Genomic DNA, 22,707 nt, shown 5'->3' with positions numbered 1-22,707 from the left:
CCATGGACCTCGCGACGTTCAACGCACTGCCCGCCGCCCAGGCGGCGTCGGCGATCCGGCCGTGCGCCGACATCGACTCCTGGGTCGACGACGTCGTGGCCGGCCGGCCGTACACCTGCCGCGACGCCCTTCTGCTGCGGGCGATGCGGGCCGCCGCCGACTGGACGGCGGCCGACATCGACGCCGCCCTCGCGCAGCATCCGCGGATCGGGGAGCGCGCGGCGGGCGAGAGCGCTGAGGCGCGCCTGTCCCGCACCGAGCAGCCGACGGCGGCCGAGGCGACAGCCGCCCGGATCGCCGAGGGGAACGTGGCCTACGAGGCCCGGTTCGGCCGGATCTTCCTGGTCCGGGCCGCCGGGCGGACGGCGGAGGAGATCCTCGCCAACCTGACCGAGCGCCTAGCCAACGATCCGGTCACCGAGGCGCTGGTCACCGCGGAGCAGCTCCGGCAGATCGCGCTGCTGCGGCTGGAGGCACTCGTCGCCGAGGAGCCGACGGCGGAGCCCGCCGCTGGTTCGGCTACCCCTGGTTCGGCCGTCCAGCCCATAGTCGAGCAGGTTGCTCAGTCTGCTGTCGAGCCGGCCGCCGGACAGGCCGCCCAGCCCGCCGCCGGTCCGGCCGCCGGACAGGCCGCCCAACCCGCCGCCGGTCCGGCCGCCCAGCCCGGCAGCGGGCCTGCACAGCAGACGCGACCCACCGAGGCGGCCCGATGAGCACCGCCTCGACCCATGTGCTCGACGCCGCCCGTGGCCGACCCGCCGCGGGGCTCGCCGTCACGCTCGCCCCGGCCCAAGCCGGCTCGGCGCCGCAAGACCAGGCCGGCTCGGCGCACCCGGCTCACGCCGGCTCGGCGCAGGCCCACGCCGGCTCGGCGCACCCGGCTCAGGCCGGCTCGGCTCCCCGGGCCCAAGCCTCCCAGGACCAGGCCGACCCGGTGCACCCGGGCGAGTCCCCGCCGTCGGGCAGCGGTGCCGTGAAGCAAGCCGTGACCGACGGCGACGGCCGCATCGCCTGGGGCGAGGTGGCCGAGGGGCGCCACACCGTGACGTTCGCGACCGGCCCCTGGTTCGCGGCCGACGGGCGCGAGACGTTCTTCCCGGAGGTGCGCCTCGATGTCGTCCTTGGCCCCGGCCACACGCACGTCGCCCTGCTGCTGAGCCCGTTCGCCTACACGACTTACCGGGGGAGCTGAATGTCGATAGTCCTGGGCCCCAACCAGTACGGCAAGGCCGAGGTGCGGCTGGTGCGGGTCGACCGCGACACCGCACGGCACCGCATCACGGACCTGAGCGTGACCTCGCAGCTTCGCGGGGACTTCCGGGCGACGCACGAGTCGGGCGACAACTCGGGCGTCATCGCCACGGACACGCAGAAGAACACGATCAACGCGTTCGCGCGCGACGGCGTGGGCTCGCCCGAGACGTTCCTGCTGCGGCTGGCCCGGCACTTCACGCGGGAGCCGCAGGTCACGGGCGGCCGCTGGCTCGCGGAGCAGTACGGGTGGGAGCGCATAGCGGTCCGCCTGGCGAGCGTTCCCACGGCGTTGGACCCGGCGGCGGCAGGCGGCCCGGCGGCGTTGGACACGGCAGCGGTCGGTGGCACCGCGGCATCGGACGCGACGGCGGCCGCACGCACCCCGGGCGCCCCCACCGGCCACGACCACGCCTTCGTCCGGGGTGCCGCCGAGCGGCGGACGGCGTTGGTGCACGCCGACGCCTCCGGCCTGACCGTGCTGGCGGGCCTGCGCGACGTGACGGTGCTGAAGTCGACGGGGTCGGAGTTCTCCGGCTTCCCGCGCGACCGGTACACCACGCTGCCCGAGACCGACGACCGGGTCCTGGCGACCGACATCACCGCCTGGTGGCGGTACGAGCCCTCCTTCGCCGCCGTGGCCGGGCCGGCCGAGTACGACGACCGGTTCGCGGCGGTCCGCGCGATCCTGCTGGAGACCTTCGCGAACCTGCACTCCCTCGCGCTGCAGCAGACCGTCTACGCGATGGGTACCGCGGTGCTGGAGGCGTATCCCGACATCGCGGAGATCCGGTTGTCGTGCCCCAACAACCACCACTTCCTCGTGGACCTGGAGCCGTTCGGCCTGGACAATCCCGGCGAGGTGTTCTTCGCCGCCGACCGGCCGTACGGGCTGATCGAGGCGGCGGTCCAGCGGTCCGCGGACCCCGCCGGAGACCCGGCCCGGTCCGCAGTCCCTGCACCGTCCGCCGAGGCGGCGGAGCACCCGGTCTGGTCGACGATCGGAGGATTCGTATGAGCGTCGAGGACGACGTCGTCCTGGGCGGGACGCCGGAAGGCGAGACCTCAGGAGGCGAGACCTCAGGAGGCCAGGCGCCCACCCTGGTCATCGCGTCGGAGCGGGTGCTGATCGAGGGTGAGCTCCAGCCCGCCGTCCTGAGCGTCGTGGACGGCAGGATCCACCAGGTCTGGTGGGGCTCGGCGGACCCGGCGAAGGCGCGGGTCTCCGGTGAGGTCGTCGCGCTTGGTGACCGGGTGGTGCTGCCCGGCGCCGTCGACACGCACGTGCACGTCAACGAGCCCGGCCGCACCGAGTGGGAGGGCTTCGCGTCCGCTTCGCTGGCGGCGGCTCTCGGCGGCGTCACCACGATCGTGGACATGCCGCTCAACTCGCTCCCGCCCACCACCACGGTGGCGGCGCTGGAGGCCAAGCGCGTGGCGGCCGAGGCCGTGCGGGCCCGCGGTGAGCTGCACTGCGACGTCGGCTTCTGGGGCGGTGCCGTGCCGGGCAACGTCGAGGACCTGGAGCCGCTCTGGGACGCCGGCGTGTTCGGCTTCAAGTGCTTCCTGGCGGACTCGGGCGTGCCGGAGTTCCCGCCCCTCGGGCCGGAGGAGCTGCTGGCCGCGATGGACCGGACGGTGCGGTTCGGCGGCCTCATGGTGGTGCACGCGGAGGACCCGGCCGTGCTCGCGGCGGCGCCGCACGCGGGCAGCAGCGCGTACGCGGACTTCCTGCTCTCCCGCCCGGACGAGGCGGAGACGGCGGCGGTGGCCGGGCTGCTCGACGTCGTCCGCGAGACCGGGGCGCGCACGCACGTGCTGCACGTGTCCTCCGCCCGTGTGCTCGACCTGCTGGCCGGGGCGAAGGCCGAGGGCCTGCCCGTCACGGCCGAGACGTGCCACCACTACCTGGTGCTCGACGCCGAGCACATCCCCGACGGCGACCCGGCCTACAAGTGCTGCCCGCCCATCCGCGACCGCGGCAACCAGGACGCGCTCTGGGACGGGCTGCGCGACGGGATCCTGGACGCCGTGGTCAGCGACCACTCGCCGGCCACGGCCGAGGAGAAGCTCCGCGGCGGCCCGCCCGGCGAGGCCGACCTGCAGCGGGCATGGGGCGGGATCTCCGGCCTCCAGGCCGGCTTCGTCGCCCTGGCGGACGCCGCCCGGCGCCGCGGCGTCCCCCTCGCGGACGTCTCCCGCTGGACCGCGGCGAACACGGCCGCGCTGGTCGGCCTGGACCGGGCGCCTCGCCCGAAGGGCGTGATCGCGGAGGGCGCCGCGGCCGACCTGGTTGTCTACGACCCGGAGGCGACCACCACGTTCCGCGCCGCCGAGCTGGCCCACAAGAACAAGCTCAGCGCCTACGACGGCCTGACCGTCCGGGGCGCCGTCGTGGCGGGCGCGATCCCCGCGACGGCGGGCCGGGGGAGCCTGCTCAGGAGGCCCGCATGACCCAGATCCACCCGCCCGCGCGCCTCCTCATGGGCCCGGGCCCCATCGACGCGGACCCGCGCGTGCTGCGGGCCATGGCCGCCCCGCTGGTGGGCCAGTTCGACCCGTTCATGACCGACACCATGACCGAGGCCATGGCCCTGTGGCGCACCGTCTGGGACACCGCGAACGAGCAGACCTTCCTCGTGGACGGCACCTCGCGGGCCGGCATCGAGGCCGCGCTCGTGTCCCTGCTGGAGCCCGGCGACCGCGTGCTGGTCCCGGTGTTCGGCCGGTTCGGGCACCTGCTCGCCGAGATCGGCGCGCGCGCCGGCGCCGAGGTGCACACGATCGAGACCGAGTGGGGCACCGTCTTCGACCCGGGCCAGATCGAGGACGCCGTCCGGCGCGTCCGGCCCCGTGTGGTCGCCGTCGTGCACGGGGACACCTCCACGACCATGGCCCAGCCGCTCGCGGACCTGGGCCGGATCGCCCACGAGCACGACGCCCTGCTGTACGTCGACGCGACGGCCACGCTCGGCGGCAACCACTTCCACACCGACGAGTGGGGCGTCGACGCCGCGACGGCCGGGCTGCAGAAGTGCCTGGGCGGCCCGTCGGGCAGCGCACCGGTCACCCTCTCGCCCGCCGCCGTCGCGGCGATCGAGCGGCGCAAGCACGTCGAGGCGGGCATCCGCACGGCCGACGACGTCGCCCCGCACGGCGCACCCATCCGGTCCAACTACCTCGACCTCGCGCAGATCATGGACTACTGGGGTCCCCGCCGCCTCAACCACCACACGCAGGCCACCTCCATGCTGTACGCGGCGCGCGAGTGCGCGCGGATCCTGGCGACCGAGGGCCTGGCCACGGCCGTGGACCGGCACGCACGGAACGGCGCGGCGATGCTCGCCGGGGTGCGCGGGCTGGGCCTGGCGGTCTTCGGCGACGTCGCCCACAAGATGCACAACGTGGTCGCCGTGCGCATCCCCGAGGGGGTGGACGGCGACGCCGTCCGCGGTGCGCTCCTTGACGACTTCGGCATCGAGATCGGCACGTCGTTCGGCCCGCTGCACGGCGTGGTCTGGCGCATCGGCACCATGGGCTTCAACGCCCGCCGCGACGCCGTGCTGACCACGCTCGCTGCGCTGGAGCACGAGCTGCGCCGGGCCGGGTTCGGCGTCCCGCAGGGCAGCGGTGTGGAGGCGGCGCTGGCTGTCTACGGGACCGCTAAGGCCGTCGAGGTCGGTCCGTTGCATCGAGATCGGTCCATCGATGGACCGATCTCGATGCCACCGGCCGATCTCGCGGGCACCGCCGAGGGAGGGCGCTCATGAGCGAGATTGGCACCGCCGGCTGGGTCATGGCCCGGTGCGAGGATCTGGCTCGGCACTCGTCGCGGGTCGATGCGCTGGAGCGCGTCCATCTCTCGCCCGAGCATGCCGCCGCGAACACGGCGGTCGCCGGGTGGATGCGGGAGGCCGGCCTCGACACCGAGACCGACGCCGCCGGCAACGTATGGGGCCGCCGCGCCGCCGACGGCAGCCCCCAGCGCCCCGCCACTCCGGGCGAGCCCGCGCTCGTGCTCGGCTCCCACCTGGACACCGTGCCCGACGCCGGGAAGTACGACGGCATGCTCGGCGTGGTGCTCGCCATCGCCGTCGCGCACCGGCTGCGGGAGGTGGCGCTGCCGTTCGCGCTGGAGGTCGTGGGGTTCTCCGACGAGGAGGGCACCCGGTTCGGCAAGGCGCTGCTGGGGAGCTGCGCGGCGTCGGGCCAGTGGGACCCCGCCTGGTGGGACCAGGCCGACGCCGACGGCGTGACCCTGCGCGAGGCGTTCCTCCGGTTCGGGCTGGCCCCGGAGCGGGTGGCCGACGCCGCGCGGGACCCGGCCGACCTGGTCGGCTACCTGGAGACGCACATCGAGCAGGGGCCCGTGCTGGAGTCGCGCGGCCTGCCGCTCGGGTACGTCACCACGATCGCGGGGGCGCGGCGGTTCGTGCTCACGGTCACCGGCGAGGCCAGGCATGCGGGCGGTACCCCGTTCGGCCGACGCCGGGACGCGCTGGTCGCCGCCGCGCACCTCGTCACCCGGATCGAGGAGCTGGCCAAGGCCACCGACTGCCTCGCCACCGTGGGCGACCTGAAGGTGCTGCCCGGCGCCGTCAACGTGATCCCCGGCCGCGCCGAGCTCACGCTGGACCTGCGCGGCCGCACCGACGCCGACCGCGACGCGCTGTGGGAGCGGATCGCGGCGGTCGCGCGCGACATCGCGCAGGAGCGCCGCGTGACGGTCGAGCTCGCCGAGACGCACCGGGCGCCGTCGACCACCTGCGCGCCGCGCCTGCGCGAGGCCGTCGCCGCCGGGATCGCCGAGGCGACGGGCGTGCGGCCGGATGACGTGGCCGGGTTGTGGAGCCCCGCGGGCCACGACGGCATGGCGATGGGTGCCGTGACCGACGTCGGCATGCTGTTCGTGCGCTGCCGCGACGGGATCAGCCACCACCCGGACGAGCACGTGGAGCCGGCGGACGTCGGCGTGGCGCTCGACGCGTGCGCGGGGGCGGTGCTCGCGCTCGCCCGCGCGCACCAGCCCGCCGGGGCGTCACATCAGCCCGTCGTCCCGCTCGCGGGGGAGACGCGATGAAGTCGTTCGAGGCCGAGCCGCTCGAGGACCGCATAGCCGTCGGCTACCGCGACCTGTCCCCGCAGGAGCGGCGCGCCGCCGACGCCCTGCTGGACCACCTCGGCGACCTGGGCACCTACCGTGCCACCGAGCTCGCGGCCCTCGCCGGGGTCTCCAAGGCGACGATGAGCCGCCTGTTCCGCAAGCTCGGCTACGACGACTTCGAGGGGCTGCGCGAGAACCTGCGCGCCCAGCGGGGGCGCGGCCTGCCGATCGCCGTCGACCCGTCGCCCGGCCTGCGCGAGCGGCTGGAGCAGGAGGTCAAGAACCTGGAGAAGGTCTACTCGGCGCTCGACGAGGCCACGCTCGACGAGCTCGCCGACGCGCTCGCGACGGCGCGGGACGTGGTGGTCGTGGGGCGCAGGGGGTCGCTCGGGCCGGCCACCCAGCTCCGGCGCAACCTGATCCAGGTACGCGGGCGCGTGCACCTCGCGCCGGGGCCGGGCCAGTCGCTCTCCGACGACCTGGTGGGGCTCGGGCCCGAGGACGTGGTGGTCGTGGTCTCGATCCGCCGGCACGCCCTCAAGGTGGGCGAGATGGTCGAGTCCCTGCTGGCCGACGGCGTCCGCGTGCTCCTGCTCGCCGACGCCAGCCTCCGCCACCTCGCGGGCGCCGTGACCTGGTGGATCGAGTGTCCCATCACCACGAAGGGCGCCTTCGACTCGCTCGTGGCGCCGGTCAGCGTGGTGGCGATGCTGTCGGACCGGGTGCACGAGGCGCTCGACGGCTCCGGCTCGCGCGTCGAGGCGATCGACGCCCGGTACGCGCTGCTGCGCGAGATAGACGAGGGGTGACGGGCTGGTGGACCTCGACATCGACACCGTGCGCGTGGCCCGGACGCGCGCCGACTGCGTGCTGCGGCCCGGCGAGGCGTTCCTGGGCGGCGGCACGTTCCTGTACTCGGAGCCCGTGCCCGCCGGGGTGACCGGCCTGGTGGACCTCACGGGGATGGGCTGGGAGCCGTGGTCCGTGGACGGGTCAGGGCTGCGGGTCGCCGGCACGTGCACGCTGGCGGAGCTGGTCGCAGGGCCGGGTGCGCTCGGCGGTGCGCCCGGCGCGCAGGGGCCGTACCGCGGGCTCGGCATCGTGGGCGAGTGCGTCTCGGCGCTCACGCTCTCGCCGAAGGTGGCCCGGACCGCGACGGTGGGCGGCAACCTCGCGCTCGGCCTGCCCGCCGGGTCCATGGTCGGGCTGTTCGCCGCGCTCGATGCGGTGGCGATCGTGTGGCGGGCCCCGGGTGCCCCGGCCGCCGCCGTGGGCGGCTCGCGGGAGGTTCCGGTGTCGTCCCTGGTCACGGGCGCGGGCACGGTCTCGCTGGCCGACGGCGAGGTGTTGCGCGAGATCCGCGTCCCCGCGGCGGCCCTCCGGCAGCGGACGGCGTTCCGGCGCACCTCCCTGACCCCGACCGGCCGGACCGCGGCGATGGTGACGGGGCGGGCGCCGTCGGGGGACGTGGACGGGCCGCCGCGCGTGCTGCTGGTGCTGACCGCCTCGGTGCCTGCACCCGTGCTGGTCGAGGTGGGGCCGGGGGAGCACGGGGAGCTGGACCGGCTGGTCGACCGGATCGCCGAGTCCGGTCCCGGCTGGTATGAGGACACGCACGGCAGCGCGGCGTGGCGGGCCGCGATGACGCGTCGGCTCGCGCACGAGGTACTGGACGAGCTGGGCGGAGCGACATGAACCCTCCATGCGCCAGGCTGACAGGTGCGGGGAGTCACGCGGGCAGAGGCCGGACCTCTCGGGGGGAAACAGTTGCTCCTGGGGATGGGTTGCTGCGAGTCGACAACGTCTACTCGCAGCAACCCATCCCGATCCGATGGTCTTTCCCCGAGACGTACCGGCGCCCGACCGGCTGTGGTCAACACCCGCCCGTCGGGTCTGGGCACGTACGCACCAGGAGCGTCACATGAGGATCGACGGCGCCGACGTCGCGGCGGAACCCCGCCCGGGCCAGTGCCTGCGCACCTACCTGCGCGAGCAGGGCGCCACCGCCGTGAAGAAGGGCTGCGACGCGGGCGACTGCGGCGCGTGCACCGTGCTGCTCGACGGCGCGCCCGTGCAGTCCTGCATCGTCCCGGCGCACCGGGCCGTCGATGCCGAGGTGGTGACGGCGGCGGGGCTGGGCCGGTTCGGGCCCGGCGCCGAGCCCGGCGCGGATGCCGAGGACCTGCACCCCGTGCAGCGCGCGTTCGTCGAGGCGGCCGGGTTCCAGTGCGGATTCTGCACGGCTGGGCTGGTCTGCACCGTGGCGGGGACCGCCGAGTCGCACGACCTCGCCGAGCACCTCAAGGGCAACCTCTGCCGCTGCACCGGGTACCGGTCGATCCGTGACGCCCTCGCCGGCCGCGTGAACACCGAGGTAGCCGAGCCGGGTGCGGCGTTTGGCCGCGCCGTCGTCGCGCCGGCCGCCAGCCGTGTGGTGCGCGGGCGCGAGCCGTACACGCTGGACGAGCCCGCGCCACCCGGGCTGCTGCACGTCGCCGTGCTCGGCAGCCCGCATCCGCACGCCCGGATCACCCGCATCGACGCGACGGCGGCGCGCAGCGCGCCCGGCGTCCACCTGGTGCTCACCCACCACGACGTCCCCGGCACGCTCTACTCGACCGGCCGCCACGAGAACCGGCTCGACGACCCCGACGACACCCGCATCCTCGACCCCGTCGTGCGGTTCGTGGGGCAGCGGGTGGCTATCGCCGTCGCCGAGACGCCCCGGCAGGCCCGCGACGCGCTCGCCCTGGTGGAGGTCGAGTACGAGGCGCTGCCCGCCGTCTTCGACGCGGAGGCCGCGCGGCAGCCCGGCGCGCCCCTGCTGCACCCGGGCAAGACCCCCGACGGGAACCGGGTCGCCGAGGCGAGCCGGAACGTCGTCGCGCAGCTCCACGAGGAGCATGCGGAACCCGGGCACGACGGCGTGGCGGCGGCCCTCGCCGCGTCCGCCGCGACGGTCGAGGGCACCTGGACCACCAGCCGCGTGAACCACGTGGCCCTGGAGACGCACGGCGCCCGCTCCTGGCTCGCCCCTGACCCGGACGGCGGCCCCGACGTCCTGCACGTCCGCACCTCCACCCAGGTGCCGTTCCTCGTGCGCGACGAGCTGGCCCGGCTCCTCGACCTGCCCAAGGACCGGGTGCGCGTGGTGGCCGGGCGCGTCGGCGGCGGCTTCGGGGGCAAGCAGGAGCTGCTCGTGGAGGACGTCGTGGCGCTCGCGACCCTGCGCACCGGCCGGCCCGTGCAGTGGGAGCTCACGCGCGAGCAGCAGTTCACGATGGTGCCCTGCCGGCACCCGATGCGGGTCACGGTGCGTGCCGGGGCGTCCGCGAGCGGGGAGCTGACGGCGCTCGCGATCGACGTCCTGGCCGACACCGGGGCCTACGGCAACCACGCGCCCGGCGTGCTGTTCCACGGCGTGCACGAGTCGATGGCCGTCTACCGCGCGCCGAACAAGCGCGTCGACGCCGAGTCGGTCTACACGAACAACGTGCCGTCCGGGGCGTTCCGCGGCTACGGGCTGGGGCAGGTGCAGTTCGCCATCGAGGGCGCCATGGACGAGCTGGCCGCCCGGCTCGGCCTCGACCCGGTCGAACTGCGCCGGCGGAACGTGATCCGGCCGGGCGACCCGTTCGCGGCGCCCACCCCGCAACGCTCGCTCGCTCCGCTCCCGGACGCCGCTGGGTCGCCGGAGTTCAGGCAGCCGGTGACCGGTGACCTGGAGTACGGGTCCTACGGGCTCGACCAGTGCCTCGACCTCGTCGAGGAGGCTTTGTCCCGGCCGGGAGCGCCTGCGGACGACGGCTGGGTCGAGGGCCGCGGCGTCGCGCTCGCGATGATCGCGACCATCCCGCCGCGCGGCCACTACACGCACGCCAAGGTCTCGCTCGTGCCCGACGGCGGCTTCGTGGTCGACGTCGGGACCGCCGAGTTCGGCAACGGCACCACCACCGTGCACGCGCAGCTCGCGGCCACCGAGCTCGGGGTGCCGCTCGCCCGGGTGCGGGTGCGGCCGTCGGACACGGCGACCGCCGGGTACGACACGGGGGCGTTCGGCTCGGCGGGCTCCGTGGTGGCGGGCCTGGCGGTCCAGCGCGCCGCGCGAGCTCTGCGTGCCCACCTCGACGCCGGTTCCGCTGGGACCAAACAACCGACGGGACTTGAGGGTCCGACGGGACTTGAGGGTCCGACGGAACACGAGAGTCCAACGGAGCATGAGAGCCCGGCGGGACATGAGGGCGCGACGAGACGCGACGGCGCGACGATCACATCAACGGCTGATGGACTGGTCAGCGCCGAGGCGACCCACGATGGATCACCGCGTTCCGTCGCCTTCAACGTGCACGGTTTCCGGGTGGCGGTGCACCGGGAGACCGGCGAGCTGCGGATCCTCCGGTCGGTGCACGCCGCCGACGCCGGCGTGGTGATCAACCCCGAGCAGCTCCGTGGGCAGATCGAGGGCGGAGTGGCGCAGGCGCTCGGCTCGTCGCTGACGGAGCGGATGGAGGTGCGCGACGGCGTCGTCGTGACGCGCACGCTGCGCCACTACCGGGTGCCGCAGCTCGCGGACGTGCCGAACACCGAGGTGCTGTTCGCCGACACGTTCGACCGCCTCGGCCCCCGCGGCGCGAAGTCCATGAGCGAGGCCCCCTACAACCCGGTCGCCCCCGCGCTGGCGAACGCGATAGCCGACGCCACGGGAGTGCGCCCCCGCGACCTGCCGATCCGCCGCGACCGCCTCTGGGAACTCCTGCGCGCTACAGCGCCCGCACCCAGCGGCCGTGTGCTTCGGTGAGCGCTACCGGCTCGCCGTCCCGGGCCAGGATGAAGTCGGGTGAGACGCCCTCGGGGAGCCGGGCGGCGACGTCGGGCAGCACGGTCCAGCCCTCGTTGCTGAGCCAGACGGCGCCGCGCAGGCGCCGCAGCTCGCCCATCGTGGCGGAGAACTCGGCCAGCTCGGCGGGCGTGAGGTAGTAGAGCACCGCCGAGTTCTGCACCACGACGGTGGCCTCGGCCGGCGCGGCGTCGACCAGGTCGGGCAGGCCCACCAGGAGGTCGCCCGTGACCAGGTGCGGCGGGTCGGCGGCCACCACCCGCGCGGCGGCGCGCAGCGTCTCGACCCGGTCGGTGTGCTCGGGCCAGACGAGCGCCTCCAGCCAGGCGAGGTCGCCCGGGTCGCGCACGTCCAGCGGGTTGAGGTCGATGCCGGCGCGCCAGACGACGTCGGGCAGCCGCGTGGGGACCGGACCCTCGAGGGAGCAGGGCAGCAGCACCTCGCTCGGGCCGTCGTCCGGGTCGAGGCGGGTGCGCCCGCCGTCGGGGGACGTGTACAGGTACGAGTACCGGTCGGGGTAGAGGCACAGCCCCGCCGACGCGCCCACCTCGATCAGCGCGACCGGCCCGTCGATGGTCGCGAGGGTCGGCAGGAGGGTGGCGCAGCGCCGCGGCTCGTTGGTCTGGGTGGCGCGGGCCCGCATCTCGCGCTCGACCTTCGGCCAGGCCGCGAGCAGCCAGGGCCGCACCTTCGCCCAGCCCGCCGACGGCGCCCCCACCAGCCGGGCGGCCGCGAACAGCAGGTTGGGCTGCCGCTTGGCCGACGGCAGCGTGTCCAGCAGCGCGCACACCTCCGCGTCGGCGGCCACGCCCCGCGCCCAGTCCTGATAGGTGGGGGAGTTCCCGTTACGCGCCTGGCTCTCGGCGAACTGCGCGTAGACGGCGGCGGTGTCCATGCATTTCACCGTACCTGGGCAGCCTCGCCGAGGCCGGTCACTTGCTCAGCGGCCTCATTGAAGTCGGCCAGTTGCTCGGCGGCCTCGTTGAAGTCGGTCGCTTGCCTCGAGATCGGTCCATCGATGGACCGATCTCAGTGCCAAGGACCGATCTCAGGAGCCGGCTCAGCCAACTGACCGATCTCGGAAGCCCGCTCAGCCCCAACTGACCGATCTCGCGAGCGGGCTCGGGCAACTGACCGATCTCGCGAGCTCGCTTCAGCCCAACTGACCGAGTTCGGGGGCTGGCTCGGGCAACTGGCCGATCTCGCGAGCTCGCTTCAGCCCAACTGACCGAGTTCGGGGGCTGGCTCGGGCAACTGGCCGATCTCGCGAGCTCGCTTCAGCCCAACTGACCGAGTTCGGGGGCTCGCTCCGGTAACCGACCGACCTCGGAAGCCCGCCCAGCCAACCGACCGACCCCGACACCCGCCCCCATCCTCGAAACAGAGGTTTCACGCGGGTGACCTGCTGGGAATGCTGTTGAAACGCGATGGTGCGAGCATCGAAGGGTGAGCAGCCCCATCCAGACCTCCGGCACCCCGTCCGGCGCCTCCGTCAGCCCCGAGGACGCCGCCTGGCTCCTGCGCGCCGTCGAGGTCGCCTCCCAGAACGTGGCCGACGGCGGTGGCCCCTTCGGGGCCGTCGTCGTGCGCGACGGCGTGGAGGTCGCGGCCGCGGGGAACCGCGTGACCAGGGACCTCGACCCCACCGCGCACGCAGAGGTCGTCGCGATCCGGGCCGCCTGCCGGGCGCTCGGCGCGTTCTCGCTGGTCGGGACCACGCTCTACGCCTCGTGCGAGCCGTGCCCGCTGTGCCTGTCGGCCGCGCTGTGGGCCCGGGTGGACCGGGTGGTGTTCGCCGCCGACCGGCACGACGCCGAGCGCGCCGGGTTCGACGACCGCGAGTTCTACGAGCTGCTCGAACGCGACCGGTCGACGTGGCCCAACCCCGTCGTCGAGCACCGGATTGCCCGGGCCGGCGAACCCTTCGCGGCCTGGCAGGCGCACACCGCGCGCATCCCGTACTGACCCGCGGCCGCCTCGGCGGGCACCTTCTGCGCACTTTTCCGACATCCGGCACGTGTACGGTGGCCGCCCGGTGGCGACGCTCGCGTCGCCCGGCGCCGTCGTCCGGCGGCGTGGTCGTTCGTCCTGGTGCGCTCACGGGCGCCGCTGAGCACGGAGGGTTGAGCATGGATCGCACAGCAGCCGTCGGGCTGGTCCTCGCGGCAGGTGCGGGCACCCGGTTCGGGATGCCCAAGGCACTGGCCCGCGACGGCGGCACGCCCTGGCTCGAGCTCGCCTGCCGTGCGCTGGTCGACGGCGGGTGCGCCGAGGTCGTCGTCGTGCTCGGGGCGCGGGCCGCCGAGGCCGAGGAGCTGACGCCCGCCGGCGCCATCCCCGTGGTCGCGGACGAGTGGGAGACCGGGATCGCCGCGTCCCTGCGCACCGGCCTCACCTCGGCGCAGGAGACCGGGGCCGACGTCGCCGTCGTCTCCCTGGTGGACCTGCCCGGCCTGCGGGCCGAGGCCGTCCGCCGGGTCCTGGGGACCTACCGGGAGCCGGAGGCCGCGCGCAGCGGGCTGGCTCGTGCCACCTACGGCGGCCGGCCCGGGCACCCCGTGCTGCTGGGCCGCGCGCACTGGGCGCCGCTCGCCGGCGTCGTGCGCGGGGACGCGGGTGCCGGGCCCTACCTGCGCGCCCACGACGCCGTCGCCGTGGACTGCACCGACCTGGGCGGCGGGGACGACGTCGACTACTGGTCCTGACCGGCAGGGACACCACAGGTAGGGCTGGCCCTACCTACCCCCTCGGGGTTTTTCCCTGAGCTTTCCCCGGTCCTGTCCGGAACCTGTCGCCGCCGCCGGTCCGGCTACGTAGTCTCGGGAACGTGGAGGCCACCGAACTCGCTCGCCTGCAGTTCGCGCTGCTGGCGGCAGTGCACTTCCTCTTCGTGCTGCTCACGCTCGGCCTCGGCCCCGTCGTCGCGATCTTCAACACGCGCTGGGCGCGCGCGAAGGGCTACCGCGCGCTCGTCTTCGAGAACGCGACCCGGTTCTGGGGCCAGCTCTACCTGGTGAACTACGCGCTCGGCATCGCGGCGGGGATCGTGCTGGAGCTGCAGTTCGGGCTGCACTTCCCCGGCCTGCTCGACGTCGCTGGCGAGGTCTTCGGGGCCCCGCTGGTCGTGGAGACGCTGGTCGCGTTCTTCCTGGAGTCCACCCTGCTGGGGCTGTGGGTGTTCGGCTGGCACCTGTTCCCGCGCGCCCTGCACGCGGCGGTCTTCTGGGCGGTGGTCGTCACCGGCTACGTCTCGGCGTTCGCGGTGATGGTGGCCAACGGGTTCCTGCGCAACCCCGTCGGCTACGTCCTGGAGGGCCCGCCCGACGCGCCGGTGGCGCGCATCACCGACGTCGGCGCGCTGATCACCAACCCGGCCGCGCTGCTGTCCGGCCTGCACGTCGTGGGGGCGTGCCTCGCCGCGGGCGGGTTCGTGCTGGTGGGCGTGAGCGCCTGGCACGTGGCGCGGGGCGGCCGCCCCGGGACTGTCCGCTCCGCGTGGGGCGGCCGACGGCCCGCCGACCCCGACGAGGACCTGTGGCGGCGCTCCCTGCGGACCGGCGTGGTGACCGGCTTTCTCGGCGTGTTCCTGGCGATCGGGTTCGGGTACTCGCAGTACGCCTACATCACGCGGGTGGACGCCGACCGGTTCGCCGACGACGCCGACCCGTCCGCCCTCGGCACCCTGTCCCTGACGGCGCAGGGCCTCATGGAGACGTTCGCCTTCCTGATGTTCCTCGGCGGCATCGTGCTCCTGCTGCTCCTGATCGGGAACGCGGTGTTCCGCATGCCGCGCTGGCTGCGCGTCCCGGTGTGCTGGCTGGCCGTGCTGACCGTCCCGATACCGTTCGCCGTGGCGCTCCTCGGCTGGCTGTCGCGGGAGCTCGCCCGGCAGCCCTGGGTGGTGCAGGGCGTGCTGCGCGTCGACGACGTGACCTCAGACCAGTCCGCCCGCACGGTGCTGGTCTCGCTCGTGCTGCTGGTCGGCCTCATGGTCACGCTCGCGGTGCTCGACTGGTGGGTGCTGGGCCGGCTCGCGCGCGCCGGCACCGACCGGCTCGCGCTGGGCGCCGCGCCGGCCGACGTCCTGCGCGACGACGGCGCGAGCGAGGACGTGCTGCTGCGGTTCGGTGCTGACGGTGCCGGTGCCGGTGCCGTCAGGGTGGCCGGTGCCGTTGCCGGTGCCGGCGACGGGCCGGACGGCGCCGCGCAGGGAGTGGCCCGGTGAACGCGGAGGCCTGGGCCGTACTGCTGACCGTCCTGGTGGCCGGATGGGTGCTGCTCGACGGCGCCGTGCAGGGCGCCGGCGCGACCCTGCTGCACGAGCGCGACCCGGACGGGGGCGAACGGCGACGGGAGCCGGCGCAGCGCCGGGTGGTGCTGGCCGCCGTCGGGCCGATGCTGTTGCCCGGGGAGGTGTGGCTCGTCGCGGCGTTCGGGGTGCTGGTCGGCGTGTTCCCGCACTCGGAGGCGGACCTGCTGAGCGCCGGCTACCCGGTCGCCCTCACGCTGGTCGGGTCGTGGGCGCTGCGTGACGCCGGGATCTGGCTGCGCAGCCGGCGCCGCGGGCGCGTGTGGCGCGACGTGTGGGACGTGGTGCTCGTGGTGGCGAGCATCGTGCTCGCCGGGAGCTGGGGCGCGCTGCTCGGCGTGGCCTGGGGGAACGGGCTGGCCGCGCTGGCCCTCGCCATCGTGGCGGTGGTGGTGACCCGCCTGCACGGCGACGCCGTGGTCGCATGGCGCCTGCGCCGGACAGGGCCGCTGCCCGTGGCCGTCACGTCCGTGATGATGGTGGCCCCCGTGGTGGGCACGGCGATCGCCGCCTGGCCGCGGCTCGTCGCGGGCGGGATCTCCGCGGAGACCATGGCGACGCTCGGGGCGGTGGCCCTCGCGGTGCTGCCCGTGGTGCTCGCGCTGCAGGTCGTGGCCTGGTGGCTCGTGTCCCGGCCGCTGGACCGGCGGGACACGCTCTTCTTCTGATGTCTCCTCGGCCGCCGGAACTTAGATCTCGAAACGGACTTATTGCTCCATGGGGCGACGAGATGCCGGTAAAGTCCTGCTCACCATGACCATGAAGAACCGCATCATCTGCGCACTGCTCGGCGCGCTGGCGTTCGCCACCGCCACCCTGCTCCTGGCGTGGCTCCCCGGAGCGCTCGTCGCGCTGCTCGGGACCGGCGGCGTGCTGCTCTTCCTGGCCGCTCTCGTGCTGCCGACGAACACCCGGCAGCCGCCGTGGCACAGCCTGACCATCCTCGACAAGGGCTACCTGACCCCCGCGGAGATCCACCAGATCCTCGGCATCTGGCTGCCGTCGGGCAGTTCGGCGCTCGACGCCCGCGACGCGCAGTGGACGGTCGCCCGGCACGTCGCCAAGTGGCGCGCCGACCACGTGGTCAACGTGATGGACTACCACGGCGTGCTCGCCGAGCGCCGGATCGACATGCTCTCGGTGGTGCAGTGGGTCGGCGTGCAGCTCCTGCCCGCATTCCTCGGCCTGCTGTTCCTGATCCCGACGCTGGCCCTCACCGGGTTCGACCGGATCGGCAACAACTTTCTGCAGACGCTGCTGCTGTTCACGATCTGGGGCACCGTGGCACTGGTGGTGCGCTGGATCTTCGAGAAGCACGTGATCCACCGGTTCGTGTGGGAGCCGGAGCTGACGCCGGACGGGACGCGGTTCGTCGAGCGGTGACCGGAGTGTCGGTGACTGGGGGCAGAATGGCTCTGTGCCCCTGTACCGAGACGACGCGATAGTGCTGCGCACCCACAAGCTGGGTGAGGCGGACCGTATCGTTACGTTCCTGACGCGCGAGCACGGCAAGGTGCGCGGCGTGGGCAAGGGCGTGCGGCGCACGTCGTCCAAGTTCGGGGCGCGGCTGGAGCCGTTCATGGCCGTCGACGTGCAGTTCCACACCGGCCGCAGCCCGCGGCCCGGCATGGGGCTGGACACCGTGACACAGGTCGAGACCATCGGCGCGTACGCCCGCCGCATCTGCGAGGACTACACCCTGTACACGGCGGGCACAGTGATGCTGGAGGCCGCCGACCGGCTGGTCGCGCAGGAGCACGAGCCGTCGGTGCAGCAGTACTGGCTGCTCGCCGGCGGGCTGCGCGCCCTGTCGGAGCGGCACCACGACGCCGGCCTGGTGCTCGACTCGTACCTGCTGCGCGCGCTCGCGGTGGCGGGCTGGGCGCCGTCGTTCGAGGACTGCGCGCGCTGCGGCGAGCCCGGACCGCACCACTCGTTCAACGTCGCGCAGGGCGGCGCCGTCTGCCCGCGCTGTCGTCCGCCGGGCTCGACGGCGCCGGCACCCGAGACCTTCGCCCTGCTGTCCGCGCTGCTCGCGGGCGACTGGGCGACCGCCGACGCGTCCGACGCGCGGCACCGCAAGGAGGCGAGCGGCATCGTCGCCGCCTACGGCCAGTACTACCTGGAGAGAACGTTGCGATCGTTGAAGATGGTGGAGCGCTGATGGCCCGGAGCGCGCGCCGCGAGCTGGTGGCGCCCTACCCGCACCCGTCCGGCGAGCGCGCCCCGCGGATCCCCAAGGAGTTCGTGCCGCGCCACGTCGCCGTCGTCATGGACGGCAACGGGCGGTGGGCCAACTCGCGCGGGCTGCCCCGCATCGAGGGGCACCGGGCGGGCGAGACGTCGCTGCTCGACGTCGTCGCGGGGGCCGTCGACGTCGGCGTCGAGTACCTCTCCGCGTACGCGTTCAGCACCGAGAACTGGAAGCGCTCGCCCGAGGAGGTGCGCTTCCTGATGAACTTCACGCACGAGGTCATGCAGCGCCAGTGCGACGTCATGGCGTCCTGGGGCGTGCGGATCCGGTGGGCGGGCCGCCGTCCGAAGCTGTGGAAGTCCGTGATCGACGTGCTCCTGGAGGCCGAGGAGCGCACGAAGGACAACGACCTGTGCACCCTGACGATGTGCGTCAACTACGGCAGCCGGGCCGAGCTGGCCGATGCCGCCGCCGCGATCGCGCGCGATGCGGCCGCCGGCCGGCTGGACCCGAGGCGGGTCACCGAGAAGACCCTGCAGAAGTACCTGTACCTGCCCGACCTGCCCGACGTGGACCTGTTCCTGCGCTCGTCGGGCGAGCAGCGCACGTCCAACTTCATGCTGTGGCAGGCCGCGTACGCCGAGATGGTGTTCCTCGACGAGCCCTGGCCCGACGTCGACCGGCGGCACCTGTGGCGCGCCGTCGAGGAGTACGCCAAGCGCGACCGCCGCTACGGGGGAGCGCAGGACACTCCGCAGGCTGGGGCGTAGGGCAGCGGTCCGAGCGGCGGACCGTCTCGGGGAGACAGTACGAATTCGGGGTCTGTTGCTCCGAGTAGACAACTTCTACTCGGAGCAACAGACCCCGAATTCGTAGGCTCGCCCTCGGGCGTTACTCGCCCAGCGTCTCGGCGAGGGCGTCGATCAGCTTGGGCATGCCCTCGGGGTAGGTCACCGAGAGCGCCGTGGGCGGCGAGACGGCCGAGACCGCGACGGTGCCGACCTGCTGCACCACCATGCCGTCCCGGACGGCGGGCAGGGCCTGCAGCTCCCGCTTGGTCGGGAGCGCCTCCGCCTCCTCCTCGGTGTAGGTGTAGGCGACGACGACGTCCGACTCGAGCTTGTCGAGCTCCTCGTACGACAGCGTGTAGAAGAACTCGCCGTCGTCGGGCGCGAGCTCCTCGACGGCCGGGGCGGTCTCGAAGCCGAGGCCCTCCAGGAACCCGGCGCGCGGGTCGCCGGCCCGGTAGACGTAGATCAGGCCCTCGTCGGGCGAGTCGACGATCGCCGCGACCGTCTTGCCCGCGAACTCGGGGTGCGCCTCGGCCTGCTCGGCCAGGTAGGTGTTGATCTCCTCGACCTTGGCCTCACCGGCCGCGCTGCGGCCCAGGGCGTCGTCCGTCGCGGTGATGATCTGGTCCCACGGGGTCTGCCACGGCGTCTCCGGGTAGGCGACGGTCGGGGCGATCTCGCTGAGCAGGTCGTACTGCTCCTGCGTGAGCCCCGAGTAGGTGGCGATGATGACGTCGGGCTCCGCCGCCGCGAACTCCTCGTAGGGCACGGTCGCGCCCGACTCGGCGTCGGTCAGCACGGTCGGGTGCTCGACGCCCGCCTCGTCGTAGGCGTCCTCGACCCACGGCAGGAGGTTGCCCTCGCCGACGGTCCACGTCTGCTCGGCGACGGCGACAGGGTAGACGCCCGCGGCGATCGCGGCCTCGGTCGAGCCCCAGCCCCACGTGGCGACGCGCTCGGGCGCCTCCTCGATGGTGGTCTCGCCGAGCGCGTGCTCGATGGTCAGGGGGAACTCGTCGGTCGCGCCGGAGGCTGCGGCCGACGGCGTCGCCTCCTGGGCAGCGGGGGCTTCGGACGAGCAGCCCGCGAGGGCCAGGGCGGACGCGGCCACAAGGCCGACGGCCGCCGCGAGGGAACGGCGAGGGCGCACGGTTTCTCCCGGGGTTGTTCAGTCGAACGACCGGCGGCTGCCGGTCGAGATGAGGTAACCCTAACCTCATTAGGTCACGGCGATGTTGCGAAATTGGCCGGATTCTGGGTGAGGTAAACCACTGGTCGCGGGTGAGTCAGACGCCCGAGTGGAACCGGCCCACCGGCACCACGAGCGGCGAGCCGGCCACCGGGTCGGGCACCACCTGGGCCTGCAGCCCGAACGCCTCGTCGACCACCTCGCGGGTCAGCACCTCGGACGGCACCCCCTCGGCGACGATCCGGCCCGCCGACATCACGACCAGGTGGTCGGCGTACCGGGCGGCGAGGTTGAGCTCGTGCAGCACCATCGCGACGGTCGTGCCGCGCTCGCGGTTCAGCTCGGTGAGCAGGTCCAGCAGGTCGAGCTGGTGGCGCACGTCGAGGAACGTCGTCGGCTCGTCGAGCAGCACGATGTCGGTCTGCTGCGCCAGCACCATCGCGATCCACACCCGCTGGCGCTGCCCGCCGGACAGCTCGGCGACGGGCCGGTCGGCCAGCTCGGCGACGCCGGTGGACTCCAGCGCGGCGGTGACCACGGAGTCGTCGTCGGACGAGTGCCGGCCGAACCAGCCCTGGTGTGGGTACCGGCCGCGGCTGACCAGCTCGGCGACGCGGACGCCGTCGGGTGCGATGGACGACTGCGGCAGCATGCCCACCCGCTTGGCCAGCTCCTTGCGGGGCATCGCCGTGATGTCGGTGCCGTCGAGCGTGATGCGGCCGCCGTCGAGCGGGTGCAGGCGGGCCAGGCCGCGCAGCAGCGTGGACTTGCCGCAGGCGTTCGGTCCGACGACGACGGTGATCTTGCCGTCGGGCAGCGTCAGGTCGAGGCCCTCGATGACGCGCAGGCCCTCGTAGCCCAGGCTGACGCTCTCGGCGCGCAGGTTGGTCATCGGCTCCTCTTCTCGTTCGTGGCGAGCAGCCACAGCAGGTAGGGGGCGCCCACCAGCCCCGTGACGATCCCGACGGGGGCGGCGACGCCGAGCAGCGCGTGCTGCCCCACGACATCCGCCACCAGGGTCAGGGCGGCGCCCGTCGCGGTGGACGCGGTGAGGGCCGCGCCGCCGTCGTTCACCAGACGGCGGGCGATGGCGGGCGCGACCAGGGCGACGAACGCGATCGGGCCCGCCGCGCTGGTGGCGAGCGCGACGAGCGCGACGGCGAGCAGCAGCGAGCCGACGCGGGCCGCGTCCACGTGCACACCGAGGGCGCGCGCGTTGTCGTCGCCGAGCGCGAGCGGCCCCTGCGTCCTCGACACGACCGCGACCGCCACGCACAGGACGAGCGTCCCGGCGGCGACGAGTGCGAGCTGCTCACCGCGGACGTCCGACACCGAGCCGACCGTCCAGATGAGGACCGCCGCCGCCTCGTTCTCCTCCGCGCGGGCCATCGCCCAGGCGACGACGGACGAGCACAGGTAGGCGAACCCGACGCCGACCAGCACGAACCGGATCGAGTGCAGTCCCTTGCGCCACGCCAGCAGCCAGATCGCGAGCGCGACGGCGCCTGCACCCGCGAACGCCAGGCCGGACAGCGTCACGCCGCTGAGCCCCAGCACCAGCAGGCCGACCACCGCGCCGAGGCTCGCCCCGCTGGAGATGCCGAGGATGTCGGGGGAGGCCAGCGGGTTGCGCAGGGTGGACTGGAACAGGGCGCCCGCGAGGCCGAACGCCGCGCCGACCACGACGGCCGCCTCGATGCGGGGCAGGCGCAGCACCTGGACGATGAACACGTCGCCCCGGTCGCCGAGGCCCAGGGCGCCGGCGATCGCCTGTCCGGGAGTGAGGCCGGCGGCGCCGACCAGGAGGGCGCCGGTCCCCGCGACGAGCACGACGAGGACCATCCCGGCCACGACGAGGGCCTGCCGGCGGCGCCGGACGGTGCGCAGGTGCGCGACGGCGGTGCCGGGGCCGGCCGTGGTCGCGTGGGTGGTGGTCATCAGGCGCCCACCACGTTCCGGCTGCGGGCCACGGCGATCAGCACCGGGGCGCCGAGCAGCGCGGCGACGACGCCGGCTTCCAGCTCCGACCGGGGCAGGATCAGGCGCCCGAGGACGTCGGCCGCCAGGAGCATCACCGGGCCCAGCAGTGCGCCGATCCCCATGATCCAGCGGTAGTCCGTGCCGACCAGGCGGCGCGCCGCGTGCGGCACCACCAGACCGACCAGCGCGATGGGCCCGGCGAGCGACGTCGCCGTGCCTGCGAGCAGCACGATGGCGATCGCGGCCAGCGTGCGCGTGGTGCCGACCCGCTGGCCCAGCGCGCTGGCGACGTCGTCACCGAGGGCCAGGACGTTGAGCCGGTTGGCGAGGACGGCGGCGAGGACGATGCCGACCACGATGAACGGCCAGAGCCACGTCACGGTGTCGAGGCCGCGGCCGGTCAGGGAGCCGACGGACCAGAACCGGTACAGGTTGAACGCCTGCTGGTCACGCAGGAGGACCAGCGTGATGAGCGGCGTGATCAGCGCGGTCACGGCGGCGCCGACCAGGGCGAGGCGTACGGGCTGGCCGCGGCCCACCGAGAACACGATGGCGGCGGCGGTCGCGGCGCCGAGGAAGGCGAACCACACGTAGCCGATGGGCGAGGTGACGCCCAGCAGCCAGACGGCGCAGACCACCGCGAGGGACGCGCCCGAGTTGAGGCCCAGCAGGCCGGGGTCGGCGATCGGGTTGCGCGTGACACCCTGGATCAGGGTGCCGGCGGTCCCGAGCGCGACCCCGGCCGCCAGGCCCACGATGGTGCGCGGCAGCCGCTGGTCCAGGACCACGTCGTGGTCCATGAACCCGACGACCGGCGACGTCAGCGCCCGCCAGACCTCGGCGGGGGCGATGTCGCGGACGCCGAGCGCGAGACTGGCGAGGACGACGAGCAGCAGAGCGACGAGCGCCGTGAGCAACGCGAGCGTCCGGCGTCGGGCACGGTGAGCTACGGCTTCCGCACCCTCACGGCGCCCCGCGGGCGCAGCCGCAGGTGAGGTAAGCATTGCCTAAGTGTTCCACAATGCGTGGGATGGTCGGTACGCGCGCCCGGG

The 22,707-nt window shown here is 74.1% G+C and carries 21 protein-coding genes; 16 read left to right on the top strand and 5 right to left on the bottom strand.

Annotated features, from left to right (window positions below):
- The first annotated feature begins 2 nt into the window (after positions 1–2).
- From uraD to AC0QU1_RS19440, 9 genes are all read left to right on the top strand, one after another.
- Positions 3–713, top strand: coding sequence for a 2-oxo-4-hydroxy-4-carboxy-5-ureidoimidazoline decarboxylase (gene uraD / locus AC0QU1_RS19480; RefSeq protein ID WP_483571674.1), 711 nt, complete (start codon positions 3–5; stop codon positions 711–713).
- A complete protein-coding gene (locus AC0QU1_RS19475) occupies positions 710–1,192 on the top strand; it encodes a hydroxyisourate hydrolase (protein ID WP_483571673.1) in 483 nt (160 codons plus the stop codon). Before uraD ends, AC0QU1_RS19475 begins: the two co-directional genes overlap by 4 nt.
- Positions 1,193–2,269: a factor-independent urate hydroxylase gene (gene pucL / locus AC0QU1_RS19470; protein ID WP_483571672.1), complete on the top strand. Its 1,077-nt coding sequence runs from the start codon at positions 1,193–1,195 to the stop codon at positions 2,267–2,269.
- Positions 2,266–3,705, top strand: a complete 1,440-nt coding sequence (gene allB, locus AC0QU1_RS19465) for an allantoinase AllB (RefSeq protein ID WP_483571670.1) — start codon at positions 2,266–2,268, stop codon at positions 3,703–3,705. The genes pucL and allB overlap by 4 nt, the downstream gene beginning before the upstream one ends.
- Positions 3,702–5,021 (top strand): pyridoxal-phosphate-dependent aminotransferase family protein, encoded by a 1,320-nt coding sequence (locus AC0QU1_RS19460; protein WP_483571669.1) that lies wholly within the window; start codon positions 3,702–3,704, stop codon positions 5,019–5,021. The genes allB and AC0QU1_RS19460 overlap by 4 nt, the downstream gene beginning before the upstream one ends.
- Positions 5,018–6,331, top strand: coding sequence for an allantoate amidohydrolase (locus AC0QU1_RS19455; RefSeq protein WP_483571668.1), 1,314 nt, complete (start codon positions 5,018–5,020; stop codon positions 6,329–6,331). The genes AC0QU1_RS19460 and AC0QU1_RS19455 overlap by 4 nt, the downstream gene beginning before the upstream one ends.
- Positions 6,328–7,164 carry a MurR/RpiR family transcriptional regulator gene (locus AC0QU1_RS19450; protein ID WP_483571667.1) on the top strand — a complete coding sequence of 279 codons (837 nt, stop codon included), beginning with the start codon at positions 6,328–6,330 and terminating at the stop codon, positions 7,162–7,164. The genes AC0QU1_RS19455 and AC0QU1_RS19450 overlap by 4 nt, the downstream gene beginning before the upstream one ends.
- A gap of 7 nt (positions 7,165–7,171) precedes the next feature.
- Positions 7,172–8,050, top strand: coding sequence for an FAD binding domain-containing protein (locus tag AC0QU1_RS19445; protein WP_483571666.1), 879 nt, complete (start codon positions 7,172–7,174; stop codon positions 8,048–8,050).
- 226 nt (positions 8,051–8,276) lie between these two features.
- Positions 8,277–11,153, top strand: a complete 2,877-nt coding sequence (locus AC0QU1_RS19440; RefSeq protein WP_483571665.1) for a molybdopterin-dependent oxidoreductase — start codon at positions 8,277–8,279, stop codon at positions 11,151–11,153.
- Here the strand turns inward: AC0QU1_RS19440 and AC0QU1_RS19435 are convergent.
- Positions 11,116–12,087 (bottom strand): DUF2332 domain-containing protein, encoded by a 972-nt coding sequence (locus AC0QU1_RS19435; RefSeq protein ID WP_483571663.1) that lies wholly within the window; start codon positions 12,085–12,087, stop codon positions 11,116–11,118. The genes AC0QU1_RS19440 and AC0QU1_RS19435 overlap by 38 nt on opposite strands.
- Positions 12,088–12,638: 551 nt before the next feature.
- Here AC0QU1_RS19435 and AC0QU1_RS19430 point away from each other — a divergent pair.
- The 7 genes from AC0QU1_RS19430 (at position 12,639) to AC0QU1_RS19400 (ending at position 18,465) form a co-directional block, all read left to right on the top strand.
- The gene (locus tag AC0QU1_RS19430; protein WP_483571662.1) at positions 12,639–13,157 is read left to right on the top strand and encodes a nucleoside deaminase; all 519 of its coding nucleotides are present in this window, start codon (positions 12,639–12,641) and stop codon (positions 13,155–13,157) included.
- 164 nt (positions 13,158–13,321) lie between these two features.
- Positions 13,322–13,897, top strand: coding sequence for a nucleotidyltransferase family protein (locus AC0QU1_RS19425; RefSeq protein WP_483571661.1), 576 nt, complete (start codon positions 13,322–13,324; stop codon positions 13,895–13,897).
- Positions 13,898–14,019: 122 nt separating this feature from the next.
- Complete coding sequence (locus AC0QU1_RS19420) at positions 14,020–15,417, top strand: cytochrome ubiquinol oxidase subunit I (protein ID WP_483571660.1); 1,398 nt, start codon at positions 14,020–14,022, stop codon at positions 15,415–15,417.
- Entirely contained in the window at positions 15,414–16,169 is a 756-nt protein-coding gene (locus AC0QU1_RS19415; RefSeq protein ID WP_483571658.1) for a cytochrome d ubiquinol oxidase subunit II, read from the top strand. Before AC0QU1_RS19420 ends, AC0QU1_RS19415 begins: the two co-directional genes overlap by 4 nt.
- Positions 16,170–16,254: 85 nt before the next feature.
- Positions 16,255–16,884 carry a hypothetical protein gene (locus AC0QU1_RS19410; protein ID WP_483571656.1) on the top strand — a complete coding sequence of 210 codons (630 nt, stop codon included), beginning with the start codon at positions 16,255–16,257 and terminating at the stop codon, positions 16,882–16,884.
- 34 nt (positions 16,885–16,918) lie between these two features.
- A complete protein-coding gene (gene recO / locus AC0QU1_RS19405; RefSeq protein ID WP_483571655.1) occupies positions 16,919–17,665 on the top strand; it encodes a DNA repair protein RecO in 747 nt (248 codons plus the stop codon).
- Positions 17,665–18,465, top strand: a complete 801-nt coding sequence (locus AC0QU1_RS19400) for an isoprenyl transferase (protein WP_483571653.1) — start codon at positions 17,665–17,667, stop codon at positions 18,463–18,465. Before recO ends, AC0QU1_RS19400 begins: the two co-directional genes overlap by 1 nt.
- 121 nt (positions 18,466–18,586) lie before the next feature.
- Here the strand turns inward: AC0QU1_RS19400 and AC0QU1_RS19395 are convergent, their stop codons facing one another.
- From AC0QU1_RS19395 to AC0QU1_RS19380, 4 genes are all read right to left on the bottom strand, one after another.
- The gene (locus tag AC0QU1_RS19395; RefSeq protein ID WP_483571651.1) at positions 18,587–19,636 is read right to left on the bottom strand and encodes an iron-siderophore ABC transporter substrate-binding protein; all 1,050 of its coding nucleotides are present in this window, start codon (positions 19,634–19,636) and stop codon (positions 18,587–18,589) included.
- A 136-nt stretch (positions 19,637–19,772) separates the two neighbouring features.
- On the bottom strand, positions 19,773–20,567 hold the full coding sequence (locus tag AC0QU1_RS19390; protein ID WP_483571650.1) for an ABC transporter ATP-binding protein: 795 nt from the start codon (positions 20,565–20,567) through the stop codon (positions 19,773–19,775).
- Complete coding sequence (locus AC0QU1_RS19385; protein WP_483571648.1) at positions 20,564–21,613, bottom strand: FecCD family ABC transporter permease; 1,050 nt, start codon at positions 21,611–21,613, stop codon at positions 20,564–20,566. Before AC0QU1_RS19385 ends, AC0QU1_RS19390 begins: the two co-directional genes overlap by 4 nt.
- Positions 21,613–22,659: a FecCD family ABC transporter permease gene (locus tag AC0QU1_RS19380; protein WP_483571646.1), complete on the bottom strand. Its 1,047-nt coding sequence runs from the start codon at positions 22,657–22,659 to the stop codon at positions 21,613–21,615. The genes AC0QU1_RS19385 and AC0QU1_RS19380 overlap by 1 nt, the downstream gene beginning before the upstream one ends.
- Between the last annotated feature and the right edge of the window lie 48 nt (positions 22,660–22,707).

The sequence above is a fragment of the Promicromonospora noduliphila genome, assembly GCF_056951025.1.
The sequence above is the reverse complement of the archived record's forward strand: the minus strand, read 5'-3'. Positions and strand labels throughout refer to the sequence as shown.